Origin of the sequence: Paenibacillus lentus (genome assembly GCF_042714055.1) — a bacterium.
GTDB classification, from domain to species: Bacteria; Bacillota; Bacilli; order Paenibacillales; family Paenibacillaceae; genus Fontibacillus; species Fontibacillus lentus_A.
This window is the reverse complement of record NZ_JBHGVC010000005.1, coordinates 250,213-273,714: the sequence shown is the minus strand read 5'-3', so window position 1 is coordinate 273,714 and position 23,502 is coordinate 250,213. Positions and strand designations below refer to the sequence as shown.

16 protein-coding genes are annotated in these 23,502 nt (G+C 47.4%); 3 read left to right on the top strand and 13 right to left on the bottom strand.

What is annotated here, in order from left to right:
* Window positions 1-16: 16 nt before the first annotated feature.
* From ACE3MQ_RS13845 to ACE3MQ_RS13825, 5 genes are all read right to left on the bottom strand, one after another.
* A complete protein-coding gene (locus ACE3MQ_RS13845) occupies window positions 17-1,303 on the bottom strand; it encodes an ABC transporter substrate-binding protein (RefSeq protein WP_379393534.1) in 1,287 nt (428 codons plus the stop codon).
* Window positions 1,304-1,320: 17 nt separating this feature from the next.
* On the bottom strand, window positions 1,321-2,622 hold the full coding sequence (locus tag ACE3MQ_RS13840) for an ABC transporter substrate-binding protein (protein ID WP_379393532.1): 1,302 nt from the start codon (window positions 2,620-2,622) through the stop codon (window positions 1,321-1,323).
* 169 nt (window positions 2,623-2,791) lie between these two features.
* Window positions 2,792-4,621, bottom strand: a complete 1,830-nt coding sequence (locus ACE3MQ_RS13835) for an ABC transporter ATP-binding protein (RefSeq protein WP_379393529.1) — start codon at window positions 4,619-4,621, stop codon at window positions 2,792-2,794.
* A 522-nt stretch (window positions 4,622-5,143) separates the two neighbouring features.
* Window positions 5,144-5,614: a hypothetical protein gene (locus ACE3MQ_RS13830; protein WP_379393527.1), complete on the bottom strand. Its 471-nt coding sequence runs from the start codon at window positions 5,612-5,614 to the stop codon at window positions 5,144-5,146.
* Window positions 5,615-5,703: 89 nt separating this feature from the next.
* Entirely contained in the window at window positions 5,704-6,210 is a 507-nt protein-coding gene (locus tag ACE3MQ_RS13825) for a MauE/DoxX family redox-associated membrane protein (protein ID WP_379393525.1), read from the bottom strand.
* A gap of 333 nt (window positions 6,211-6,543) precedes the next feature.
* On the opposite strand from ACE3MQ_RS13825, the gene ACE3MQ_RS13820 reads away from it, so the two are divergent.
* Window positions 6,544-7,392, top strand: coding sequence for a hypothetical protein (locus ACE3MQ_RS13820; RefSeq protein WP_379393523.1), 849 nt, complete (start codon window positions 6,544-6,546; stop codon window positions 7,390-7,392).
* An 8-nt stretch (window positions 7,393-7,400) separates the two neighbouring features.
* On the opposite strand, the gene ACE3MQ_RS13815 is transcribed toward ACE3MQ_RS13820, so the two are convergent.
* The 5 genes from ACE3MQ_RS13815 to ACE3MQ_RS13795 all read right to left on the bottom strand — a co-directional run bounded on the left by ACE3MQ_RS13815 (window position 7,401) and on the right by ACE3MQ_RS13795 (window position 14,620).
* Entirely contained in the window at window positions 7,401-8,999 is a 1,599-nt protein-coding gene (locus ACE3MQ_RS13815) for a response regulator (RefSeq protein WP_379393521.1), read from the bottom strand.
* Entirely contained in the window at window positions 8,974-10,890 is a 1,917-nt protein-coding gene (locus tag ACE3MQ_RS13810) for a sensor histidine kinase (protein ID WP_379393519.1), read from the bottom strand. Before ACE3MQ_RS13810 ends, ACE3MQ_RS13815 begins: the two co-directional genes overlap by 26 nt.
* Window positions 10,891-11,027: 137 nt before the next feature.
* Window positions 11,028-12,704, bottom strand: coding sequence for an extracellular solute-binding protein (locus tag ACE3MQ_RS13805; protein ID WP_379393516.1), 1,677 nt, complete (start codon window positions 12,702-12,704; stop codon window positions 11,028-11,030).
* 73 nt (window positions 12,705-12,777) lie between these two features.
* Complete coding sequence (locus ACE3MQ_RS13800) at window positions 12,778-13,665, bottom strand: carbohydrate ABC transporter permease (protein ID WP_379393514.1); 888 nt, start codon at window positions 13,663-13,665, stop codon at window positions 12,778-12,780.
* A 19-nt stretch (window positions 13,666-13,684) separates the two neighbouring features.
* On the bottom strand, window positions 13,685-14,620 hold the full coding sequence (locus tag ACE3MQ_RS13795) for an ABC transporter permease (RefSeq protein ID WP_379394064.1): 936 nt from the start codon (window positions 14,618-14,620) through the stop codon (window positions 13,685-13,687).
* 604 nt (window positions 14,621-15,224) lie between these two features.
* Here ACE3MQ_RS13795 and ACE3MQ_RS13790 point away from each other — a divergent pair.
* On the top strand, window positions 15,225-16,937 hold the full coding sequence (locus tag ACE3MQ_RS13790) for a putative bifunctional diguanylate cyclase/phosphodiesterase (protein WP_379393512.1): 1,713 nt from the start codon (window positions 15,225-15,227) through the stop codon (window positions 16,935-16,937).
* A gap of 355 nt (window positions 16,938-17,292) precedes the next feature.
* Here the strand turns inward: ACE3MQ_RS13790 and ACE3MQ_RS13785 are convergent, their stop codons facing one another.
* Window positions 17,293-18,291, bottom strand: a complete 999-nt coding sequence (locus tag ACE3MQ_RS13785; RefSeq protein ID WP_379393510.1) for a glycosyltransferase — start codon at window positions 18,289-18,291, stop codon at window positions 17,293-17,295.
* Window positions 18,288-19,325, bottom strand: coding sequence for a phosphotransferase family protein (locus ACE3MQ_RS13780; protein WP_379393508.1), 1,038 nt, complete (start codon window positions 19,323-19,325; stop codon window positions 18,288-18,290). The genes ACE3MQ_RS13785 and ACE3MQ_RS13780 overlap by 4 nt, the downstream gene beginning before the upstream one ends.
* Window positions 19,326-19,518: 193 nt before the next feature.
* Here ACE3MQ_RS13780 and ACE3MQ_RS13775 point away from each other — a divergent pair, with 193 nt between their 5' ends.
* Entirely contained in the window at window positions 19,519-20,133 is a 615-nt protein-coding gene (locus tag ACE3MQ_RS13775; protein ID WP_379393506.1) for a GNAT family N-acetyltransferase, read from the top strand.
* 197 nt (window positions 20,134-20,330) lie between these two features.
* On the opposite strand, the gene ACE3MQ_RS13770 is transcribed toward ACE3MQ_RS13775, so the two are convergent.
* Entirely contained in the window at window positions 20,331-23,438 is a 3,108-nt protein-coding gene (locus tag ACE3MQ_RS13770; protein ID WP_379393504.1) for a stalk domain-containing protein, read from the bottom strand.
* Window positions 23,439-23,502 lie beyond the last annotated feature (64 nt).

Here is a 23,502-nt window from a genome sequence, read left to right as displayed (position 1 = left end):
TCCATCAGACCCTGAGCTAATCAGAGCTGGCATTAAGCAATGCCTTACTTTTCCTCAATAGCTCTTCCCAGGCTTCCTCAAATGTCTTTTGGTCTTCCGCTGCAGCGGTTAATTCTTCAATAATAGTAAGCGCCAATTGATTCTGCTTCGCAGTCCCTATAGGCGGAGCTTTATACTCGTTATTTGGAGTTCCAATATTTGCAGTGAACGCCTCCACGTTAAAAGCCCCGGACGGCGTATAAGATAAGTGTGTCATCAGGTGAGGATAATATAAAGAAGCTGCGATATGAGGCGCCGCTTCAACACTGTTCAAATACTTAATGACCTCCCACGCCTCCTCCACATGCCCGCTCGAGCGATTAATAGAGAATAACCCGTTAGGTTCGATGGAACTGCCCTGAGGGTTTCGTGGATCAATAGGTACTGACATCATTGTCCAGTCATCCGCAGATTCATTACTTAACAACAACGTTGCCAGTTCGCTGGAGCCGCCAATAAACATAGCCGTTTGCTTCATATCATCGATTTCAAAGACTTGTTCATCCATAAGAAGCGTGCCGTTCTTATAGTCGGCAATCAACCCTTCCGCCAGATCTCTCCAGGCGGGTTGATCCAAAACAAGCTGCCCCTCACCATTGAATAATTGCATGCTGTGAATATTCCCTGCGATTTCAAGCATTATTCTCCAGTGATTGCTTCCCAAATAATAGCCATAGACCGGCTTATCATTTGCTTCCAGCGATGAGAAGCGCTCTGCCAATTGTCGAAATTCAGACCAACTCAACTCAGCTTCTGGCTCACTAATTCCAAGCTGTCGAAACAGCTTGCGGTTGACAAACAACACACCGCGTTCAAAGGTTGGCGACATCCCGATAATGCTGTCATTAGACTGCTTGGTTGACTCGGCAAGATACTGCTGAATCTCATTTAGCTCATAGTTATCGCGCTTGATTAAAGGCTCAAGATCGACAAGTTCAACGTTCTCGGCAATACCTTCCGGCCGAAAGCGGAAGAACATATCGGGTTCTTCTGTTTGTATTAAGTCCCGAAGACGTTGTTCCACGCCCTCAAATATGTTCTCATCCTCTGGCTGAATAATTTGAGCTGGCATTGCATCGATCACTTCCAAGGTAATATGCGGAAATTTTGAACGAATAATGCTCTCATAGCTAAAAAATGTCTTATTATCCACCATGATTTTCATAACGATCGGCTCCGGCGGCTTCGAGTGCTCCTTGCTGCATCCGACTAGCAATCCCGCAATGATCACTATACAGCACATCATAACGATGCTTCTATTCATCTATTCTCTCCCCCATATTATTGGCTACCATTGTCCAGAATCGCCTGACCTCGCGCTTGTATCGATTGCAGCGCCGCTTCGACCGTTACCGTTCCAGATATTGCTTGTTCGGTTTCCTCCAATACGATGTCTTCAATTTGTGCCATCACTTCATCGGAAATTTGCATACCCTCCAGTGTCGCAATGGAATCCAAAGAGAAGAATGGATCCAGCCTTCTTTCCGGTACGACTTCTTCCTTCTGCAATTGGGATCTGGCCAGCAGGGAGTAAGGGTTAGCCTCTGCATTCTCCCTGGCCCATTCTTCACCCATAATGAATTTGATAAACGCTTTAGCTGCACCAAGCTGCGCTGCTTCTTTCGAAACAGCTATAATATCGAACAATTGATATTCTGGGTTGCTCCCCGACTGCGACGATCCCTGAGGCAGGGTCACGACTCCCCAATCTATCTTTTTTTCTTCTGCTACGGCTTGTGAATTAATGATGCTTAGATAGCTGGTATCTCCTGCAAACATGGCTGATTTCCCCATCACAAATGGATGATTTCTATACTGCGTTTCCGGGCTGTAAGCTGAGCTTGGAAGCGTAAAGACAGCTCCGGTCTTGAGCGCTTTTGCCAGTTGGCCATAGATAGACTTCCAGCTTTCCGTGTTTAACAGAAACTGCTTCCCGTCTGGGGAAAAGAGGGAAAGTCCTTCAGATCTGCCTATTTGCAAAAGTTGATCAAGTACGGAAGGCTCCTGAGAAGAGTAGCCGTAGATGGGCTCATCTTCGCTGATCCCCCCCTGAAAAAGGCTTGCCTGATCATAGACTTGTTCCCAGGTCATGTGATCCTCTGGCAGGGGAACCCCATACTGGCGAAACAGCCCGGCATTATAATATAAAGCCTTGCTTTGCAGCGTGGCCGCGCCTCCGTACATGACTCCGTCTATATTATCGCGAAGAAGCTGGAGCACGGCCGGGTGCAGCCCCTCCGGATTCCATCCTTCCTCCTTGAGCATCGGCTCAAGGTCATATAACAGCCCTTGTTCTACCAGCTCTATGTATTGTTCCTTGGTAATATGCAGCAAATCCGGCTGTTTCTCCGCAAGCTCTTTCTCCCAATTTGCTTCACCTGGACCAGGCAGCTTAGTGATCAAGGTGATATTCCCATTTTTGATCGAAAAGGGCGTTCCATACTGCTCCTTAAAAATTCGTTCATTATAAGTTAATACCGTTAATATCGTCTTCTTGCCTGGATCCCATTGCTCCGGGTTGGATGTCCCGCTCGTACATGCCGTAAGCAGCACAATAGCTATTAAGACAATAAAAGCTCTCATCATATCCTCCTTTACATAGGTGATTACGCCAGCACCAAATTATAGAATTAATTATATCATTTGTATATCAAGTTATTTGTTATAAAAATCGAATAATGATATCGTAAAAGGACCCTTCCCCTTGCTTTCAGGAGTCTGGTCCTTTGTTTGCATTCTGTGAAGGCCTGATTTATGCGGTATATCGCTTGGCCTGAGTATGGAACATCTCTGCATAAGTACCATTTAAGCGAACTAAGTCATCATGACTCCCCTCTTCAACAATTTCGCCGTTGTTCAAAACAATAATTTTATCCGCAAATCGGCAGCTGCTTAAGCGATGCGAGATCATAATCGTAGTTTTACCTTCATATAGATTTGCGAATTTATCGTATATTTCCGCTTCTGCTCTTGGATCCAATGCCGCTGTCGGTTCATCAAGAATAACAATTTGAGCATCTCTTATAAACGCTCGGCTTAGCGCAATCTTCTGCCATTGCCCCCCTGACAATTCGTATCCGTTGCTGAACGCCGGTCCAAGCTCCGTGTCCAGACCGTTCGGCAGCCGCTCCAGCAGCCCGCCAATGCCCGATTTAGCAGCAGCCGATTGCACAAAGGCATCTTCATGCATTCGGTCATGTCCCATTGCAATATTCTCACGGGCCGTCAGTTGATAGCTTACGTAATCCTGGAATACGGCGGACACATTCTTACGCATACTTGTGGGATCAATGGAGTCAATGTCAATTCCATCAAACCGAATAGTTCCGCTGTCCGGCATATAGAGTCCTAGCAAACATTTGACCAGCGTACTTTTCCCTGCGCCATTCTCTCCTACAATGGCTATCTTCTCTCCCGGTTTGATTGTAAAGCTAATTCCTTTTAATTGAGGGGCAGAATGACTTGCATATGTAAAATAGAGATTGTCAACTTCAATCATGGTAGTTAATTGATCAGGAAACTTCTGTGTTCGTTCGTCCGTGCTCTCGTCTTCCAAATCCAGATAATTCAATACCTCGCTTACAAAAAGAGACTCTTCGTAAATACTGGCTATATTAGAGCCCAAGCTGGTTATCATAAATTGAATTTGCCCGATGGCCTGAGTCAATGAGACATAATGACCGATCGTCAATGCACCACTGGCACCAAAGAAGATAAGAATAATAATCGCAGCAGTATTTAATAGATTATGGGATAAGTGAACCAATAGCATCTTTGAACCTGAACGCTTCTCCAGCTCATAACGTTCATTCGACGTTTGCCAAAATAGGGTCTTCCATTTGGAGAATAAATAAGATACGTAGTTATATACCCTCAGCTCTTTGGCAGCAGCTCTGCTATGAAGCGTTGTTAGCAAATAATGAGCTTTTCGTTGCGTTGGCGTTTGGGAAACCATTTGATTGTATTTTTGCCTGCCAAAATAGGTGTTTACCAGAATGTTTGGAACGAGCATGAGCAGGACGGCTACAGCCAATATCCAGTGAAAGGACAGTATAACAACGACTAGTCCAACCATAGTAATGATCGTACGAGCAGCGTTTAGAATTAAATTGAAAATATTAAACCCCTTTATATCCACGCCGAATGCTGCTTTCTCTAGTTGGTCATAGTAATCCGCCCGGTCATAGAAGCTTAAGGGCAACCGAGCTGACTTATGGATTAATAGCTGCTCAAAATGGTACTTCAGCTTTTGCTGAGCCTGAAGTCCGACTAATGTTTCTATATAAAAGCAGACTCTTTCAAAAAGCATGATAGCCGCTTGAATGGCTAACAATTGGAAAGCATCAGGTAGTAATCCTTGCTGCTGATTAAATATCTTGGTGATGGTATCAATTAGTTCCTTCACAAGATAAATTTGAACAATCGGCACGAAAGAAGGAATTATTTTAAGCAGCACGAGAAAAACCGTCGTCCCGGGAATGACCCTGAGCATAATCGGTATGAACCGGCGAAACATATCGATAACGACTTTTTTCTTCTCCTGAAATGTGCTTCCCGCACTATGAATCGAGTTTTTCTGCATAATATCCACCTTAACCATAATAAATATTAAGTGAAGAGTGAGGTTCACTCTTCACTTATACGTATGAGATTTAACAACTGCAGCTTGATCCTTTGTAGCCAGAACCGCTACCGCAATTCTCCAGGTAGTGTTCCTTAACATTTTTAACAATTTGGTACGGTAGTGGTTTTCCATTCTGGTCATAGGCTTGTGTTGTACATTGCGTACTAGTGCAAGGCTCATACATTTGGCACATTTTCTTCCCTCCTTTCATCTTCTAATTTTTCTAACATTGACTTATGCGATACAATTAGCAGCTGCAGCTTGATCCCTTGTAGCCAGAACCGCTGCCACAGTTCTCCAGGTAGTGTTCCTTAACATTTTTTATGATTTGGTACGGCAGTGGCTTTCCATTCTGGTCATAGGCTTGTGTTGTACATTGCGTACTAGTGCAAGGCTCATACATATAGCACATTTTGGTCCCTCCTTTCATCATTGATATGTATAGTCAAAGGCATTTGCCTCAACTATCTAGCAAGAGGGTTATGCTGTCTTGGCTATCATTCCTCTTTCAAGCAATAGAGCAAATTGCTCCTCATCAAACACAAGACTCTTTGTTAACACTTCGGCTCGCGGTGATAAGTAATAAATAAAAGGGAAGTATCCTGTTTGCATCATTTTCATATCTGCGGTGGTGATTGCCACAACCGGCATCGTCAATTGAAATTTATGTATGTTGTTGATAACTTCCTCTTCCAGGCCTACCGTCATCAGAATCAATTGAAGATCTGCATGCTGCCTGTGGAAGTTTTCAAGTATCGGATAAAGCGGCTTACACTGATCGCAGCCAAGCGAGGTAAGCGCTATCAAAAAACCGTTTTTACGTATTTTTGTTAAATCAATGTTTCCCTGGTTGACAGATTCAAATTGTAATTTGTTAAACACTTGCCCCTTGGGAACCCCATGATCTTCCTTTAAAAGAGTCGGCCCGCTGTCCGCCTCCCTGTTCTGCATGAATTGTCTATTCCTGCCCAACTGAATAATGAAGTACGATTGCAAAGCGACGATGATCCACAAGACGAGATACGACAAATTAAATAGATTCATCTTGGATTTTCCCCTATGATTAGTTTTCTGTTCTTCAGCATTAAGTAAATACTTAATAAGCCTATCGAAAGTCCGACACAACTGATTAGTTCAGTGACATCAAGTAGAAGAATAGAAGAGGTCTCGTTAATGGCGATACCGGCTGCCGACAATACGAATAACGGAGTGACTTTCCATATCGTTCCCCACCCAAGCTTCTCTTCGCTTGCCTTCCCGAAGCAATTGCAGGTAACATCCAGCTTCTTGTAAAGGGATAAACCGGCTACAAAATAAAACGAAAGGAATAAAAGCAACGCTCCAAGCTTCCCTATTTGACGCACAGAATCTATTAATAGCAAGACAGCAATAACAATTTCAGCCGCCATCACAAACCATGCTGTAAACTTAGGAAAGCCTAACTTTTCAATGGTTTTCTTGAAATCCTTATAAGATAGAAACTTCGAGATAAAGGAATATATAAGAATAGTTGATAAAAATATGGATATTCCTAAACCAACATTCATACCAATTCCTCCTAGATTTTAGAATTAATTGTATTCTATGTTATTAAAATTTGGACTGTCAATCCTAATTTGGCAAATTGTGGTTTATTAACATAAATTATTGATTTTTATAAGAAGAAAAATCTATCGATGTACTTTCTAAGCAGACACAGCACTTTAAATTGACATAAATTCCATTTAAATGTATATTAGATGTGTATAACGATTTACTACCCACTTACGACGGAAGCACCCGTAAGAGCAGGCGCCAGCGCCTATTCTCACGGGTGCTTTTTTGTCGTTTGGGACGAGTTTCTAATGTAAACAAACAATGACTAAAGGAGATGAGTGAAAATGGATTTACGTAAAGAGGGAATACGAAGACGGAGAACGGCGTTAGCGATCGGAGTGCTAATTTTCCTGTTTCATCACCTTATGACCCCAGCGTCCTCTGTCAGAGCGGCTGCTCTGGAATTTACCGATTCCGTGAAAGCCGCTCTGGAGAAAACAGCGGAGGCTGCGGACGGTAGCGCTAAGACCCGGTTGATAAAGCAGTACAATGATCTGGCCGCTCTTCAGAAGCAAATAGATGCACAGGACGCCAAGACCAACAGTTTGCGCTTGGGCAATGAAATGCGGCTTACCGAAGTGCGCAAGCAGATCACGAATCTGGACGCCGACAAAATCCTCAAGCTGGACAATCAGGCCAAAGCTGCCCGTAGCAAGCTTCAGCCGTTAATCGATTTGCATAGCTCCTTGAATAAACAGGCCACAGCCGTCAAATCTTTGAAAGACAAGAGTCTGTACAAAAAGCTGAAGCAGCAGGCCGACGCGATAAAGCCAGCGATTAACCTCGCTCGCCTCCACATTCGAAACAAAGATGCCGAGCTGAAGGCCGCCAAAAGCGAGAAGACAAGGAAAACGAAAGAAATTCGAGCGATCCTAGCCCAAATCGATACCGTTAAAATTAAACTCAAGGCGGAGCGAACCGCTATTACCAGTAAGAATAAGAGCATATCTACTGAATGGAAAAATTTCAAAACAGCTCTTAAAAATAAAGATGCCGGCAGAGCCGCAGATACGCTGAACCGTTTAACGAATCTATCCAATCAGGTTCTAACTCATAAGCAGAGCATGTACAAGCTCGAAGCTCAAATAGCAGATATTATAAAAAAAGCGTCCGCTAAAACAAATTCAAAATAAACTGCAGCTCATGCCTGACAATGCGTCTGATCCTGGCTGGCTAACAGCTTTGTCCGGTATTCGAATGGGGAAACTCCCTCCAGCTCCTTAAATACACGGGAGAATTGCTTCGTATTCTCGAAGCCTACCGCTGTCCCGATATCCGCAAGCCTAAGCGTCTGATCGTGCAGCAGCTGCTTGGCCTTGCGGATCCTTACTTTTTTCAAATATACTACAAAGCTCTCCCCGGTGTACGCCTTAAACGCCTCGCTAAAATAGGAATAATTCAACGACACATGATTGCTGACGATCGCCATATTGAGGGAACGATGATAATTGTCTTCAATATAGGCTACCGCTTCCTTCATGTCGCCATGCTCGGAATGGGCGGAACGAATTCCCTTAATATACTCATGCAAGCTGAACAATAGCTGCTCCAAAGATCTGAAATAATCATGAAAATGCCGAAAGCGGCTCATCGTACCGACCTTGCGGTACAGCTTAAGCACCTCGACGGATGCCTCCCCATACACGCGAAATACTTCGTCGAGCACCTGTTCATTGATCCTTTGACTAATTCGCTCAATATAGCCGATATCCAGCTTGGCTAGCTGATCGCTATGGAAAATAGCATGCAGCAAGGAGCTTATTTCCTTCTCACGGTTCATTCCCAGTATGTTGCCCAGCTTGCGGATGTCCTCCTCCGGCACGGGATAGAACAATCGTTGTCCCTGGATGTCCCGGTACCTGATCCATTGTATATGAGGATAAATGAAGGAATACTGCAAGGCCTGAAGCGCTTGATTGTAGCCTTTGTGAATATCCTCAAGCCGCTCCCCCTCCTCGCTTAACCCGAACAGCATTCCGTTCAAACCCCGACTCTCCGCCATTCGAGCCAGCTCGACAAATTTCTCGTCCGTGCTGCCGATGAGCACGACTCGACCCTCCCGATCATGCAACGACGCGTTCAGTGCAATGCCATCCCCGCAATGCAGCAGCTGCTCGACGAGCGCCATCAATTCTCCGCGCTTCATCTCTCGTCCATCCTCATACTTATAAGCTGCTACGGCTACCGTAAAAGGAGTGACATAGCTCGCAAAATCAATTTCCCGCTCCAGCTCCCGCCGTTCTTGATCGGCCAGCTCCGTCTGCAGCAGCAGCTCCTGCAAGCGGCTGGACTGCAGCTTGCGGCGGTAAGATTCTGCCCCCGCTATTGTCTCCGCTAACTGCAAACGCTTGTTAAGCTCCTCTTCGCATTTGCGCAGCGATACAAAAAGCTCATCCCGCCGAATCGGCTTCAGCAAATAATCCTGGGCCTGATATTTGATCGCAGCCCTGGCGTATTCAAAATCCTCATAGCCGCTAAGAATGATAATGTTCGGCTTGGAACGCTGCTCTCCCGATGAATCGATGTCACTCAGCTTCTCTATTAAGGTAATCCCATCCATCACCGGCATGCGAATATCCGTAATGAGAATGTCCGCTCCTTCACTGCAATACAATGCGAGTGCTTCTTCCCCCTGTGTGGCCGTCATGATGGCATAGGTATCAGGAAATTCGCGCTCAATCATCATTTTTAGCCCTAAACGGATATTCTTCTCGTCATCCACGATCAACAGCTTTCTCAATGTCCATCCCCCTTCCTGTTAGCAGCACCTTCGGGATTCTCATGACAACCTCGGTATATTGCCCCCACACGCTGGTGATTTCTAGACCATAGGGCCTGCCGTAATAGAGCAAAATCCGTTCATGAACGTTGCGGAGACCGATCCCTTCCGTCTTCTCCTCGCTCCGCCCAAACGCCACCCGCTCTCTTTCCTGCAGCCCTGCAGCCACGATGCTGGCATTAATCCGGCTTAAATGGATCTCATCCATGCCTCTGCCGTTATCGGCCACCGTGATGACAATTCCGTTATTTTCCCAGTCCTTCACGGTAATCTTGATCTCGCGGGATCGGTCTTCCCCGTCTGGCCAGGCATATTTGATGCAATTTTCGACAAGCGGCTGAAGCGACATCTTCAGCACCTCCAGCTCCATAAAATAGGACGGGATGTCTAAAGACAACACAACAGGCTCGTCAAAACGTATATTCATAATATCGATATAATTTTCAATATGGCGTATTTCGTCCTTGAGTTTTACATATTCACCTGTCCATTTGAAATTGTAGCGCATCATCCCGCCCAGCGAGGTTAATACGTCCGAAATTGTCCTCTGGTTCTCAATCTCGGCCAGCATTTTGATATTTTCAAGCGTGTTGTAGAGGAAATGCGAATCGATCTGGCTGTATAGAGTCCGCAGCTCCGCCTCCTTCGTAATGGCCTGCTTTCGGACTCCCTGTGCGATCAACTCATTAATCGTTTGCAGCAATTTATTGAAATGATGCGCCAGCTCGCCGACCTCGCCGCTTCCTTCAAGGCGCGGGGCCGTTGTATTGAGCTCCCCTTTGCGTACCTTTTTCATTGCTTCGGTTAGACGTCTTAAGCCTTTTAGAATCATAGAATTCAAGAAATACGTAATCACCGACAGGACAAGAATCAATATAATGTTGGCGGCGATGATCTGCTTTTTTAATTGGGATATATGATTTAGAGGCTCTTCCATCGATATAATATTAAGCAGATGCGCTCCCACCCGTTCTACCGGGGAGGCCGTAAGCAAATACGAACGATCATTGATCTTGAACTCGCTTTTTCCCTCGCCGCTTTGCTGCAGCTGAGCGAATTGATGACGAACTTCCTCTACCAGCGCCTCATTATCGCCGGAAATATTTCGTCTCTGATCCATAAACAGTACGCCGTCTCGATCCATGATCATCATTTGGTATTCAACGTCCCCGATGCCGGCAAATGTCTTCGGCGAAAACTCCTTCAGCAGCATTTCGATGCTGATAATTCCAACATGCCTGCCGCCCTTGTTGATTTCCCGCAGCAGGGATACCTTGGGCTGATCGACATTCGGCTCTATCGTATAGCGCTTCATAATATCCCGATCGCCGTTCTGGAACACCCACATTTCGGCATTGCCCAACGAGCTGGCCTCGGCAAACCAGGATTCATTCTGAATCCGCTTCTCATGGAATACGATCGGCCATATTTCGTGAATCAGCGGATTATTCCCGAAGAGCCGCCAATGAAGAATACTCGGATTATTGAATTGAATTCGACTGAAGTCGGCAAAGGTTCCCCTGGTGAGCTCCAGCAATTCAATCGTTCCCGGCTCCTCATCTAGGCTTAAATAATCCATTAATTCCTGATCTAAAGTCGAAATTTGTGCAGCTGACTCCATGATCTCGATTTGTTTCTCGATGTGGAATTTCTCCAGCTCCAGCATAAATTGGCTTTGCTTCAGCGCATCCCGGGTATATGTCTTGCTAATTTCATTGAAGAAGTAATTGGAAATAATGATGCTCGGAATCAAAATGATAACAATATACGCGGTTACAAGTCGGCTCTGCATCGATCTGCGTTTGAGCCAATAAATGACCGGCTGTCCAGCCGAGATCATACGCTGCTTCATCCCCTGCACTTCCTGTCTGCACAAAAATACGTTACCTTACGGCCACTCGTACATATTCTACTTGAAAACAAGGCCAAAGGGGCCCCCACCCGGCCAAGCCGGACATGGGGTACCCCGTAACAATAAAGGCTATTCTTCTATTCAATAAACTTGGCTAGCTTTTTCAGGTTTTCCTCGTATTTCTTCTGCTTGTATTCCTGAACTTTGGCAAAGCCCAGCTCATCCCGTTTCTTCAGGTAGTCGTTCCAGATTTTATCGAACTCCTCATCCGATTTGGATAGTACTAATTTAGGCAGTACCTTGCCCCACTCCTGCAAAATTTTCGTATTCATGATGCCTTCATCCGAGTTGCCGAGCGGATCGATCTGGTCGAATTGCGAGAAGCTCATCGTCTTGCCGCGCGTCCAGTCTTCCATTTGCTTAAACGGCTCCACGGCAGGCGGTGCCCAGGCCGGAGTCATGTTTGTGTCCATGAGCATCCAGAACGTATGGGAAGCGCCGTACTGCTTATCGAAGGAGCTGCGGTCGTTATTCAGCATATCGACCACTTCCGGCAGGAATTGATCCTTGCCATCGATCGTATCCCAGGTTACGCCCTTCTTCCCGAGGAACGTATCCCGCTGGCCTTCCTCTGAAATCATATAATCCAGGAAGCGAATGGCCCGAGCTTTATCTTTAACATTTTTGGAGATCAAAGTAATCGTCCAGCCGGAAATCGAAGGCCCCGCTAGAGTAGGCTGATCCAAATTGGAATTGGCCGGGCCGTCTACCGAAATATATACCGAGTTCGGATCTTCGGCAAATAATACGTTTTGCTGGGCCGCCAGATCGGTCCTTGCATACAGCATTGCAAAGTAACGGCCTTGGGCAATTTTCTCTTCCATTTGCGGGCGCTTATCGATGAAGATATCCTTGGCAAGCAATCCTATCTCGTTCGCCTTGCGCATTGTTTTTAGCCAGTTCACATAATCGGGATCGGTAAATCTGTCATTCAGCTTGCCGTCCTTCTCATAAGGAACTGCCAGGAAGTTCTGAATATAATGCTCCAGTGAAGCGTTACCTTTCTCATGAAAATCGTACATGCCGAGCGGAATTAACGGCTGCCCGTTCACGTCCGGGAACATCCTCTTGGCATCCTCCAGCGCCTTCAGGAAGCCTTCCGGTGTCCGCATATCCGGCTTGCCCAGCGCTTCATACATATCTTTGCGTACAAGAAACGTCTGGGTGGAGGTTAGATTATCGCCAAATTTCTTATAGTCCTCCGGCGAGGAGGACGCATTCGGATACCCATACACATTGCCATCCTCCTGTGTATACCACGATACCTTCGCCGGGTCGGTTGCCTTATAGAAATAACGGTCGTACTGATCGGCAAGCTCATTGAGCGGCAGCACCAGGCCGCCTTCGATCATTTGTTTAACAGCGTCTTCATTCCAGCCCAGCGTAATGAAGTCCGGGAGATTGCCGGACGCGATCATCGTGTTCATCTTCTCCGCTTCATTACCAGCCGGGACGATGAAATTTACGTGTACTCCCGTTTTCTCCGTAACATATTGGCTCGTAATATCTACGCCCCATTTGTTCGGGAACCAGGCAAAGTTAATGTACCAATCAAACGTAATCGGTGACGTATCTTCCTTCCAGCCCGGATCATTCTCGGTTAACTTTACTTCTTCAGCCGTCTGCTCCCCGCTCGGTTGCTGAGCGCCATTCTCGTTCTTGCCGCCTCCCCCGCTGGAGCAGGCCGTCGACAGAACTAACAGCAGCGCGCATAGAAGCATTGCCAAACTCTTTGTCTTTCGCTTTGCCATCATGTAAAACTACCCCTTTTCTAATAAAAATATATGTGACTCTCACTAATCGCTTAGCAAGAGAGATTACCCTTTTCTAACCCTTGATCGAGCCAATCATCATTCCCTTGACGAAGTAGCGCTGCAGGAATGGATAGACGAATACGATCGGCATCGTAGTCACGACCATCGTCGCCAGCTTGATCGATTGCGAAGTGACGGTTTTGCCGACTCCGCCAGGCACCTGGGCCGCCATCTGATTGGAGCTCGATTGAGCGACCACCCGATACAAATAAGTCTGGATCGGCTGCAGATCCATATTGTTCATATAAATCACACCGGTGAAATAATCATTCCATTGATATACGCCGTGGAACAGCGAAATCGTAGCGATGACCGGCATGGAGACCGGAATAATGATTCGAATGAAGATTGACCAATCATTGGCTCCGTCGATTTCTGCCGCTTCCTCCAGTCCATCGGGAATTTCCCGAAAGAAGGTCATGAAAATAATAAGATCAAAGAAACTGAACAAAACCGGAATAATATATACTAGGAAATTGTCCAGCAGATGTAGATCTTTCATCAAGAGGTAGGTAGGGATAAGCCCCCCGCCAAAAAACAGCGTCACCGTACCGATGAAAATATAAACTTTGCCTCCGATCAACTCCCGCCTCGAAAAGGCGTAAGCGACCATCGCTGTGAAAAATACATGGAGCAGCGTTCCAAGCACGGTCTTGGCGACCGTAATGCCCATAGCCGTCATAATGCCGGGGCTTTTGAATACAGCCACGTAATTCTCGAAGCTGAATATCCGAGGCCACCAGTAGATCCCGCCGCGCATGCCATCCATGCCTTCATTCAACGAATTTACGACGACATACCAGATCGGGTATAGGGTCACAAAGCATATCAGCAGCATTCCAATATGGTTTACCAGGTCGAAGATCGCTTCTCCCTTGGTCTTTCGGTTAAGACTCAGCATGTTCTGCTAGGCTCCTTCTCTAGAAGAGTGATGTGTTATTCAGCTTCTTGGTTACGCTGTTCGCGATCAGCAGAAGTATCAGGGCTATCACCGATTTGAACAGACCAACCGCAGTAGAGTAGGAAAAGCGTCCGGACAGCATCCCTGTCTGGTATACATAAATATCGATGACGTTGCTGGCGCTCTCATTCAAAGCGTTGCGCAGCACTAGAATTTGATCAAAATTGGAGTTCAACACGCCGCTGACAGCCAGAATGAACAGAATTGATATCGTGGACTTGATCGATGGCAGCGTGACATACCACATTTTTTGGAACCTTCCCGCGCCGTCAATCGTTGCTGCTTCATACAAATCAGGCGATACACTGGAGATTGCGGCCAAGTAAATAATCGCGGACCAGCCAAGCTCCTTCCAAATATCCGAGGTAATAATAATTCCCCAGAAATAATCCGGCTCAGCAAGATACGATATTGGCTCTTTTATCAGGTTCAAGGCTAACAAAATGTTATTAATGATCCCGACATCCGCAAGCCATGTCGCCAATATCCCGCCGAGGACGACCCAGGATAAGAAGTGCGGCAAATAAGAGATCGTCTGAATAGCCTTCTTGAACCGAATTGAACGTATTTCATTCAAAAAAAGGGCGAAGATAATCGGCAGTGGAAAGCCGATGATCAGCTTAATCAGGCTGATGCCTAAAGTGTTCTTCATGACATTTCCGAAATTATCATCCTCGAAGAAGGCCTTGAAATGCTCGAAGCCCACCCACGGTGCCTCAGCAATGGACTTAATGATTCTGTAGTCCTTAAAGGCGATAATAATTCCGTACATGGGTACGTAGTTGAATAAAATAATCCAAGCGATTCCCAGCAAAGCCATCACCTGAATATGCCTTTGCCGGTATAGCTTCCTCAGCCCATTGCGGCGAGGCGGCTCAGGGAGCGTACCTTTCATCTTTGACAATGCGGCTGATTCGGCATGGTGCTCTAGTCCCATAGCTTGACCTCCAAGATGTTCGTTTCGTTCCTAAACGTATACGTGAAAGCATTTTCATCGCTCGGATTCATTGTACGATCTATCTCCGACTGTCGTAAGGCTTCAGATTTCGTGTTAGGGGTCATAAATTTCGGCTAAACGAATAAATCCCTCTCACGACAGCTTGCCTAAACCACGCCAGGACATCATGAAGAGGGATTGAGCATAAAAAAAAGCGCATACTTCAGGGATAGGGGCCCCTTTCGTATGCGCTTTCGCCTTGCTTTTTGAACTTCCCCTGCATTGTAAAACGAACTTCATGAGCCCGTCAAACCTATACAAAATTTAGTAACCTCATACGAAATGTCAGCCCGTTCGGACAGATGTAAATTGCCCGATTCATGTCTCTTGCCTGAAGAGTTTGCGATATTTCGACAAAAAACTCCATTTTTCCTGAATTTCTTATGCTCTATCCATTGATTTCCTACACCGTCCGCAATATGATATTTTTAAGGCATAATCCAATATGCTTACATCATAAGTCCTACACCAATTCGCGGTTCAACTTGAGGGGGCTAATATTTTGAGTCATTCGGGTATCGAATCAATTATCGATTCGGCCACTTTGCTGCGATCTATCGATAAGATGGGGATCGGTTTAGCCATTTCCGATCCTAATTTAAAGGACAACCCGCTCGTCTATGTCAATCAGGGCTTTGAAATGATCACCGGTTATACTCGCGAAGAGGTTCTCATGCGAAATAGCCGGTTTCTGCAAGGCAAAGAGACGGACAAAGCCCATTTAGAGGTTATCCGCCAGGCGATCAAGGAAGGCCGAACCGATAGCGTTACGATTAAAAACTACAAAAAAGATGGAAGCACGTTCTGGAACCAGTTTATTATTTGCCCGGTCATTAATTCGGAGGGCGAGCCGACCTATTTCATTGGCCTGCAATTTGATGTCACCAAAGAGATGGAAGAGCGCGATGCCTCTGAGCAAAGAATCAAGCTGCTCTCTAATTTCGATCCTCTCACTGGACTTTTGAATAACAACGGCTTTCGGGAGACGATGAAAAAGAAGTTCCAGGCACCGGAAATGAAGACTCACACGGCTGCCGTCATCCGTTTGAATCTGAATCGCTTCCGTTACATCAATGAGAGCTACGGCGAAGGTACCGGCAACGAGCTGCTCAAGGAAGTGGCGCTAAGGCTCAAAGCCACTTTGATGGAAGGAACGCCGATTTGCCGCAGCTTTGCGGATGACTTCATCGTTCTGCTGACCGGCATTGCCGATCCGCTGAAAGTTCATGAGATCGCTAATGAGCTGAACGATGCCTTGAGAAGGCCCTATATTTTATCCGATGAGGAAATAACGCTCGGATTCGCGATGGGAATCAGCCTCTATCCCGATGACGGCTCAGAATCGACAATCCTGCTTAAGCACGCCGAGCTCGCTATGAAGGAAGCGAAGATCGAAGTGCTCAATGGCCCGCATTACTTCGACTATTATTTGCTGGACAAGCTGCTGGAGCGGGTCAACATCGAGAAAAAGCTGCCGCGCGCGCTGGCCGAAGGAGAGTTCGAGCTGCATTATCAGCCGAAAATCGATGCCGCCACCCGAAAGCTTACCGGGCTGGAAGCGCTGATTCGCTGGAATGATCCTGAGCTGGGGCGTATCTCGCCTGCTTCATTTATTCCTATCGCTGAAGATACCGGATTCATCGTCCAACTAGGAGAATGGGTACTGTGGGAAGCTTGCCGCACGAATAAAAAGTGGCAGGACGCCGGATATCCGAAGCTGCCGATTTCGGTCAACGTCTCAGCAGTTCAGTTTAGGCATCCCCATTTCGTTCATATGGTGAAATATGTATTGGAGCAAACCGGCTTGGCACCGGAATATTTGGAGCTGGAGCTGACGGAATCACTCATAAACAACCCGGTGATGATCAAAGAGAAGCTCGATTCCTTAGAGGAACGAGGCATCAGCTTATCTCTGGACGACTTCGGCACAGGGTATTCCTCCATTTATTATTTAAAAACATTACCTTTGCACGTGTTAAAAATCGACCGAACATTTATTCAGGAAACACCATCTTCCCAGCGGGACAGCTCACTGCTCCGCTCGATTATCGAACTTGGCAAATCTTTAGGCATGACCGTATTGGCGGAAGGCGTCGAGACCGAGGATCAGTTCAAATTCCTGCAGGAAATTGGATGCGATCAAATTCAAGGCTTCTATTACAGCCGTCCGCTGGAAGAACAGGCGATCGAAAAGCTGCTGATGGCAGCTCAATAGAGCCATATCATCCATGATCCAAAATAGCAAATAACCGCCTTTGGGGCTTAAGACGGGCTTATTGCGAATCGGTACACCGATTTCGGCAATAAGCCCTTTTGCCGTTTTAGCGCACGCATACTTTCAGCAATCTTTCAGTTTGATTTAAATAAAGCTGCCAAGCTGCAGCCAATTTACGCTCTCCGCACCGATTAAGCAGCTTCGAGCCCAGTTGAGATTTCGACGCTACTTCGCATCGTTATTAGATTGGCACTAGCATTTGATATTAGCGCGCAGCTCCCAGCTCACAGTAACCTACGCCTGCACGACGACGGCAGGTCGGCCGCTTAAGCTTCGTCTGGTTGGATGAGGAGGGTTATCTCAACCATTGATCGAAAAATTGCCGATACCCTTCCTTCATCACCGTGCTCGAAAATTTGCCAAAAGCATATTCCCGGTTATCCAAGGAGTGAGACAAGGGCGAGGCCAGTGCCATATTGACCAGCTCGAACCAGTTCTGCTCATTCCCCGCAAAAGCGTGACGCGAGCTGATGTGGTCATAACACGGATGCTCCGGCTTGACGACGATCTTGCCCATGGCCAAGGCTTCTGTCAGCGGCATCGCAAACGTATCGAACCTGGAGCAGCTCCAGTATACTTTGGCTGAGTTCATCAATTGAAAAATCTCGGTCTGCGACAGAGCAAATTGCAGCTTCACGTTGCCGGGAATGTCATATTTTTTCATGCTTTCCCGGTAGCGTTCACCGCCGAACACCATAAATACTTCCTGATCCGGGTTGCGCCGGGCATATTCCAGCACCAAATCCGGCCGGCGATTCTCTTCGTCCCGGCCGATCCACAGCACACGATTGTGCACGATCGCGTCCGGATCGAAATAGCGATGTGCCAATTCCTCGCTGAAGCCGATCGGAATCACATCGACATCCGTGACGCCGAACACGCTGTCCAGCTGTTTTTTCAAAAACTCGGTTTGTACGACAGCTTTATCGACGATGCTATAGAACGGCTTCATCATCTCGTAGCCCGTCAGGGCCGGGTCGGGAAAGCTGTGCGGAAACAGCACGCTGTTCTTAATAAACATCTTTAAATAAGTGAAGCCGGAGACGGTAAAAATGACATGCTCAATGCCCTGGACGTGAATTTGATCCAGTACGATATCGTAATTTACCAAGTCCCCTTTTTCGTGTTCATAACCGGGAATCCAGTCGTGATCGCTGACATGGCGCTCCGGCGAGATAAAGATGATTTCTACTCCAAGCTCAGCAGCGAGAGCCCGAAGGCGCTCCGCAAAAACACGCGGACCTTGGGCTTCGGCAAACTGGATTTTACGCATGATTAAACCGACCTTTTTCACTGATTCGCCGCCCTTTCTGTGTTGTGCAATACATGATTTTCCTGGTCATCCCCCGCCTCAATCCTATCCCAGCAATCGATTAAGCTGGCCTTCACTTCGTTACGTTGTGAAAGAAGCTCCGCCCTCGACCATACGCTGTTTCCCTGCTGCAGATCATTAGCGATCAGCATGAGCATCCATAACGAGAATACCGCCGCCAAAAGACTGTAATCCTTGATGAAAGCTTCCTCATCCCAGGTCTTCCCGTAGTAAGCGGATTGCTTCAAATAGTACCGCAATATCCGTTCCCTGTAGGCCAGTGTCATCTGCTTCGGATAACGAGGGTGCGACATGTCGAGCAAATAATACAGATCCCAGTATGGGACATTCAGATGAGCATGCTCCCAATCCAAAATATACAGCTCGCCGCTTTCGGTTACTGCATAGTTGCCCAAGTGCAAATCCCCGTGCGACAGCACTTCCGCATCCTTGTCCAACAGGCCGGAGCCTGCTTGCTCCAGCTTGTGCAGAATATCGCCAGCCAGGCTTCGCGGCAGCTCCGCGCCTTCCAAAGAAGCCTCCGCCTCTTCCTTTCGCTCATACAAATCGGCTGACATCCGTCTCAAATTCGGCTTCTGTCCCATGTCCGGCACATCGCCCCAATGCACGGCTGGAAAAGAGTGCCACCAAGCTATCTGCTTGGCTACGAGCAGGGCATGCTTTACGTTGAACCGATGGCTTATCTCGCCGAGATCCTCGAATATACTCCAGCCCGCCTTCCCTTGACCGGGTTTGGAACAGCCGAGCAACCGCGGATATATAGGCGGGAAAGCGGATAGAATGTGCTTGTACACCCAGGCTTCACGATCCTCGCTCCCCTCATGCGTTACCGGCTTGAAGATGTAGCTCTGCTCCGGCGACGCATAGAAGCGTTCCACGAACTTGCCGTTCATGCCCTGATAAAGTTTATCCCTTCTCCACACATGGCGATCATCGAGCTCGCCGCTGGCGGATACATATATAAGAACATCGTCTATCTCATGCCTATTTTCCATCATATGACCTTTCAGGTACAAGTTATTATTGTAAGGGTACTAACGTTAGGGTCGATTGTCAAACAGCAGGTTTCCTTTGAAAAAGAGAAGTTTTTCAATCCGTCTCAAGAAGCGGTTAAGCGCAATATCGGTTATAATATACAGGACGTGAATACTAGGACCCGAGAATAATGATTGACCAAGGAGGATCACCATGTTTGACCGCTTCCCCGCCCTGTCCACCGCACGTCTGCAATTAAGAGAAGTGACGCTGCAGGACATGGACGCGGCCGCAGAGTTGTATGGAAATTCCGTGATGATGAAGACTCGCCAGGGCAATGACAAGCACCCGAACTCCCAGGCGAACAAGGAAGAGCGCAAGCAACGGCTCCCTGAACAGGAAGCCATAGCCTATCGCATACAGGAATGGTTCATGACCCCCTATCAGGAGCAACGGGGAATCCGCTTCGGTATTTATCTGAATAACAGCAGCCGACTGATCGGTTCCTGCGGTTTTTGCCATTGGAACAAGGCTCATTACAAAGCAGAGCTCGTATACGAGCTTCATCCCGACTTCCGGAAGCGGGGGTTTATTAAAGAAGCGTTAAGCGCACTCATTGACTTTGGCTTCGAGGACATGGAGCTGAATCGGATTGAAGCCCGAATAGAGGGCAGCAACCAAGCGGCTCAGCGTACGTTATTATCGCTAGGCTTCCGCCATGAGGGAACCGAGCGAGAGGCCGAATATGATGATGGTGAATTCATCGATATCCTATGCTTTAGCCTACTGAAGAGTGATGGCCCGCCGCCAGTTCATCTCGTTAAATAACGGATCATCCGGCCATCGCCGCCTTATCCGTCTGTTATAGCCGTATGATTACTCTCTAAGCAGACAGTCCGCATTCCTAATATCTAAAAAAAGAACCTGAGGAGTCTCCTCAGGTTCTTTGTCGTACTTGGTGATTGGTGCCCATGGCCTTAGCGCATATCGCGCTTTTTCACTTGACGCTCGGCCATGAAAGTTAGTTATATGGCCTCAGACTCGGTACTTAAAAAGTTGCTGCTGGCCAGAGCTACCGAGTTGGATGGATCGGACAAACGGTTTGCTGTAGCGTTCGTTCCATCAGCAACGGAGAGCACATAGACCTGGTAAGATACGCCCGCTGTAATAGGATTGCCGGATGCATCCAAATCGGCCTCGGTGAAGGTTACGATCGGAGCAGCGCCTTTGCTGACGGTTTTATACACCCGCGACTCCAGTCCGCTCGCCCGGGATTCGCTCATGCCCTCGCCTGCCGGAACAATCATTACCGCATAAGAAGAAATGCCGTTCTCATTCGACGGTTTAGTGAAGCTGACGATCAGGCTTGCCGTATTGCTGTCTGACCAAGCATTGACACCCGTCGCGGCAGGAGCCGCAGGGTCAATGACAGATAATCTTACCTCATTTGACGGGCCGGCCAGAGCGTTCAGCGAAGCCGTATTGCTTCTGGACACAGATAGGATGAATATCCGGTACGTCTCACCCGTTTTAATCACATTACCATTCACATCTCGGGTAGAAGCAGTCAAGCCCTGGGAAATGTCTCTGCCTGACGATACTACCGTATAGTTCGCTGAGCCTACCGTATTAGCCTCTTCTTTGCCAAAATATTGGCTGGTCGGCACGACCAAAATGCGGTGTTCTAAAATGTTGTCTTCAGTAGCCGATCTAGTGAAGCTGACGACGATATCCCGTCCGTCGCCATTGTTGCCATTCACGTTCGCCGTCAAATTGCCAACCGGCGTAACCGCGCTATTCCCGGTCAGCGTAATTGCTGTAGGCGCGGAGGCCAAAGCATTCTGATTTGCGGAGCCGTCATAGCCTACAGAGAGTACGAATACGCGATAGCTAACTCCGTTGCGAATGGTTGCTCCATCCACATCACGTGCGGTGGACGCAAGCGTTTGACTCAAATTATAGCCTGCTTTGTCGACACGGGTATAGTCCCTGCTCGATACGCCGATAGCTTTGGAAGCATTGAAACTGCCGGCATTCGCTGCCTTAACTACAAAGATACGATAGTGGCTGATGTTTGATTCATCAGATGCGCGATTGAACGATACCTGCATATCACGGCCATCGTTATAATCATTCACATCTCTTACAGTAAGGTCGTTTACGGCGCCTACGTTATAATTGTAAGACAGCGTGATTGCGGAGGATTCCCTAGATAGCGTATTGTTACCTGAGTAACTGCCGCTGCCTACCGACAATACGAACACCCGGTAGCTGACCCCGTTGCGGATAGCTGCCCCATCGACGTCTCTAGCACCAGATGACAATGCCTGAGATACATAGCTGTTGCTGCCTTTGTTGATTTGCGTATAATTCTCTTTCTTCACGGCATTCGCTTTCGCCAGGTTGAAGCTGCTGGCATTCGAAGCCTTCACGACAAGCACGCGGTAATGGCTCAGATTGGATTCATCCGATGCCCGGTTGAATGAAACTAGCAAGTCGCGGCCATCATTATAGTCGCTGACATCACTTACACTTAGATTAGAAATGGTGCCTACACTGTAGTTGTTGAGCAGAGTAATGGCGTAAGACGGGCTGGACAGCGCATTGTTGCCCGCATAAGCGCCGTTGCCTACCGCCATCACGAATACACGGTAGCTGACTCCATTACGGATGGTTGCTCCATCTACATCCCTTGCTCCGGACGGCAAGTTCTTATTAAAGTTATAGCCGTCTTTGTTCCACTCCGTATAATTCGCGCTAGATACATTATTTGCTTTCGCTAAGTTAAAGGAGCCGTAATCGCTAGCCTTAACGACAAAAACGCGATAGCCGCTAATTCTTGATTCATCCGACAGCCTCGTAAAGCTGATGCGCAAATCGCGTCCATCCCCATAGTCGCTTTCATCGATGACCTGTGTAATAACTGGTGCCGCGATGGAACCGCTGTTCAGCGTAATCGAGGATGACGCTGAAGACAGCTTATGCGATGCCTTGCTTGTATTGTTGCTGATCGACTGCACGAATACAGTATAAGCAACGCCGTTCTTGATATAATCCCCGGAAGTATCTCTTGCGCTGGAGCTTAATGTGGCTGTCAGCGTGCTGTTCGATGTTTTATTGACAACGGTGTAATACTGGCTGGACAGCCCGTTGGCCGTTGTGAGATTAAACTTGCCTGCATCCTTCGTCTTCACGACAAAGATGCGGTAGCTGGAAATGTCGCTGTCCTTGGATGGCTTCGTAAAGGTCACATAAAGATCTCTGCCATCGCCATAGTCACTGACGTCGCTGACTCTGACATTCGTTGCCGCGTCTACCGAACTGCTGGTGCCCAGCGTGATCGCAGGAGACGGGTAAGAGAGAGCGCTGGACAAGTTCCCCTTGCCGACAGAGACCACATAGGCAACATAAGATTGATTCGCCTTAATCAAATCTCCCTCAACGTCGCGAGATTGAGACGTCAACGTGATCGTAGGATCAATGCTGCCGACCGCTACGCTCGTATAGTTGCCCGACGGTACCTTTAAGGCAGCGGCCAGATTAAAACCGGAGGTTTTGTTGGCCTTAACGATAAATACCCGGTAATGATCAATGGAAGACTGGTTCGAAGGCCGGGAGAAGCTGACCTGAAGGTCGCGTCCATCCCCATTGTTGGCAATGTCTCTAGCCGAAACGTATGCTACGGGTTCTGCCGCTACAGGATCATTATTGGTTGTAACGTACACCGTCTTGCTGCTAGGATCCCATACTACGCTTTCGCCTAAAGCTTCACTGACGAAGCGCACGGGAACCATCGTTCTTCCCTTTACGTTCTGTGCGGGAACGTCAAGGCTCACTGTTTGATTGTTGATCGTTGCCGCCTTGGTATTCATTTTTAGTACGACGGTCGTCCCGTCTTTCCAAGCGGTTACGGTCTTCGTCTTGTTGTTCCAATCTACATCTGCATCCAGCGCTTCAAATATGGCGCGGAGAGGCAGCATCGCCCGGCCGCTGACCAGGATCGGAGCCTGATCTGTCGGCAACTTAACCCCATTAATGTAAATACTGATGGCTTGTGCTGCATTAGCCTGCGTCTGTAATACTAATGGAAAAATTAAGAGTGCTGATAGAATAGTTATCCAAAGTTTCCTCACATGCTTAACCTCCTATGTCGTGGTATAGGTAACTTACCCCTATTTCTGTTGTCTAGACTATTTG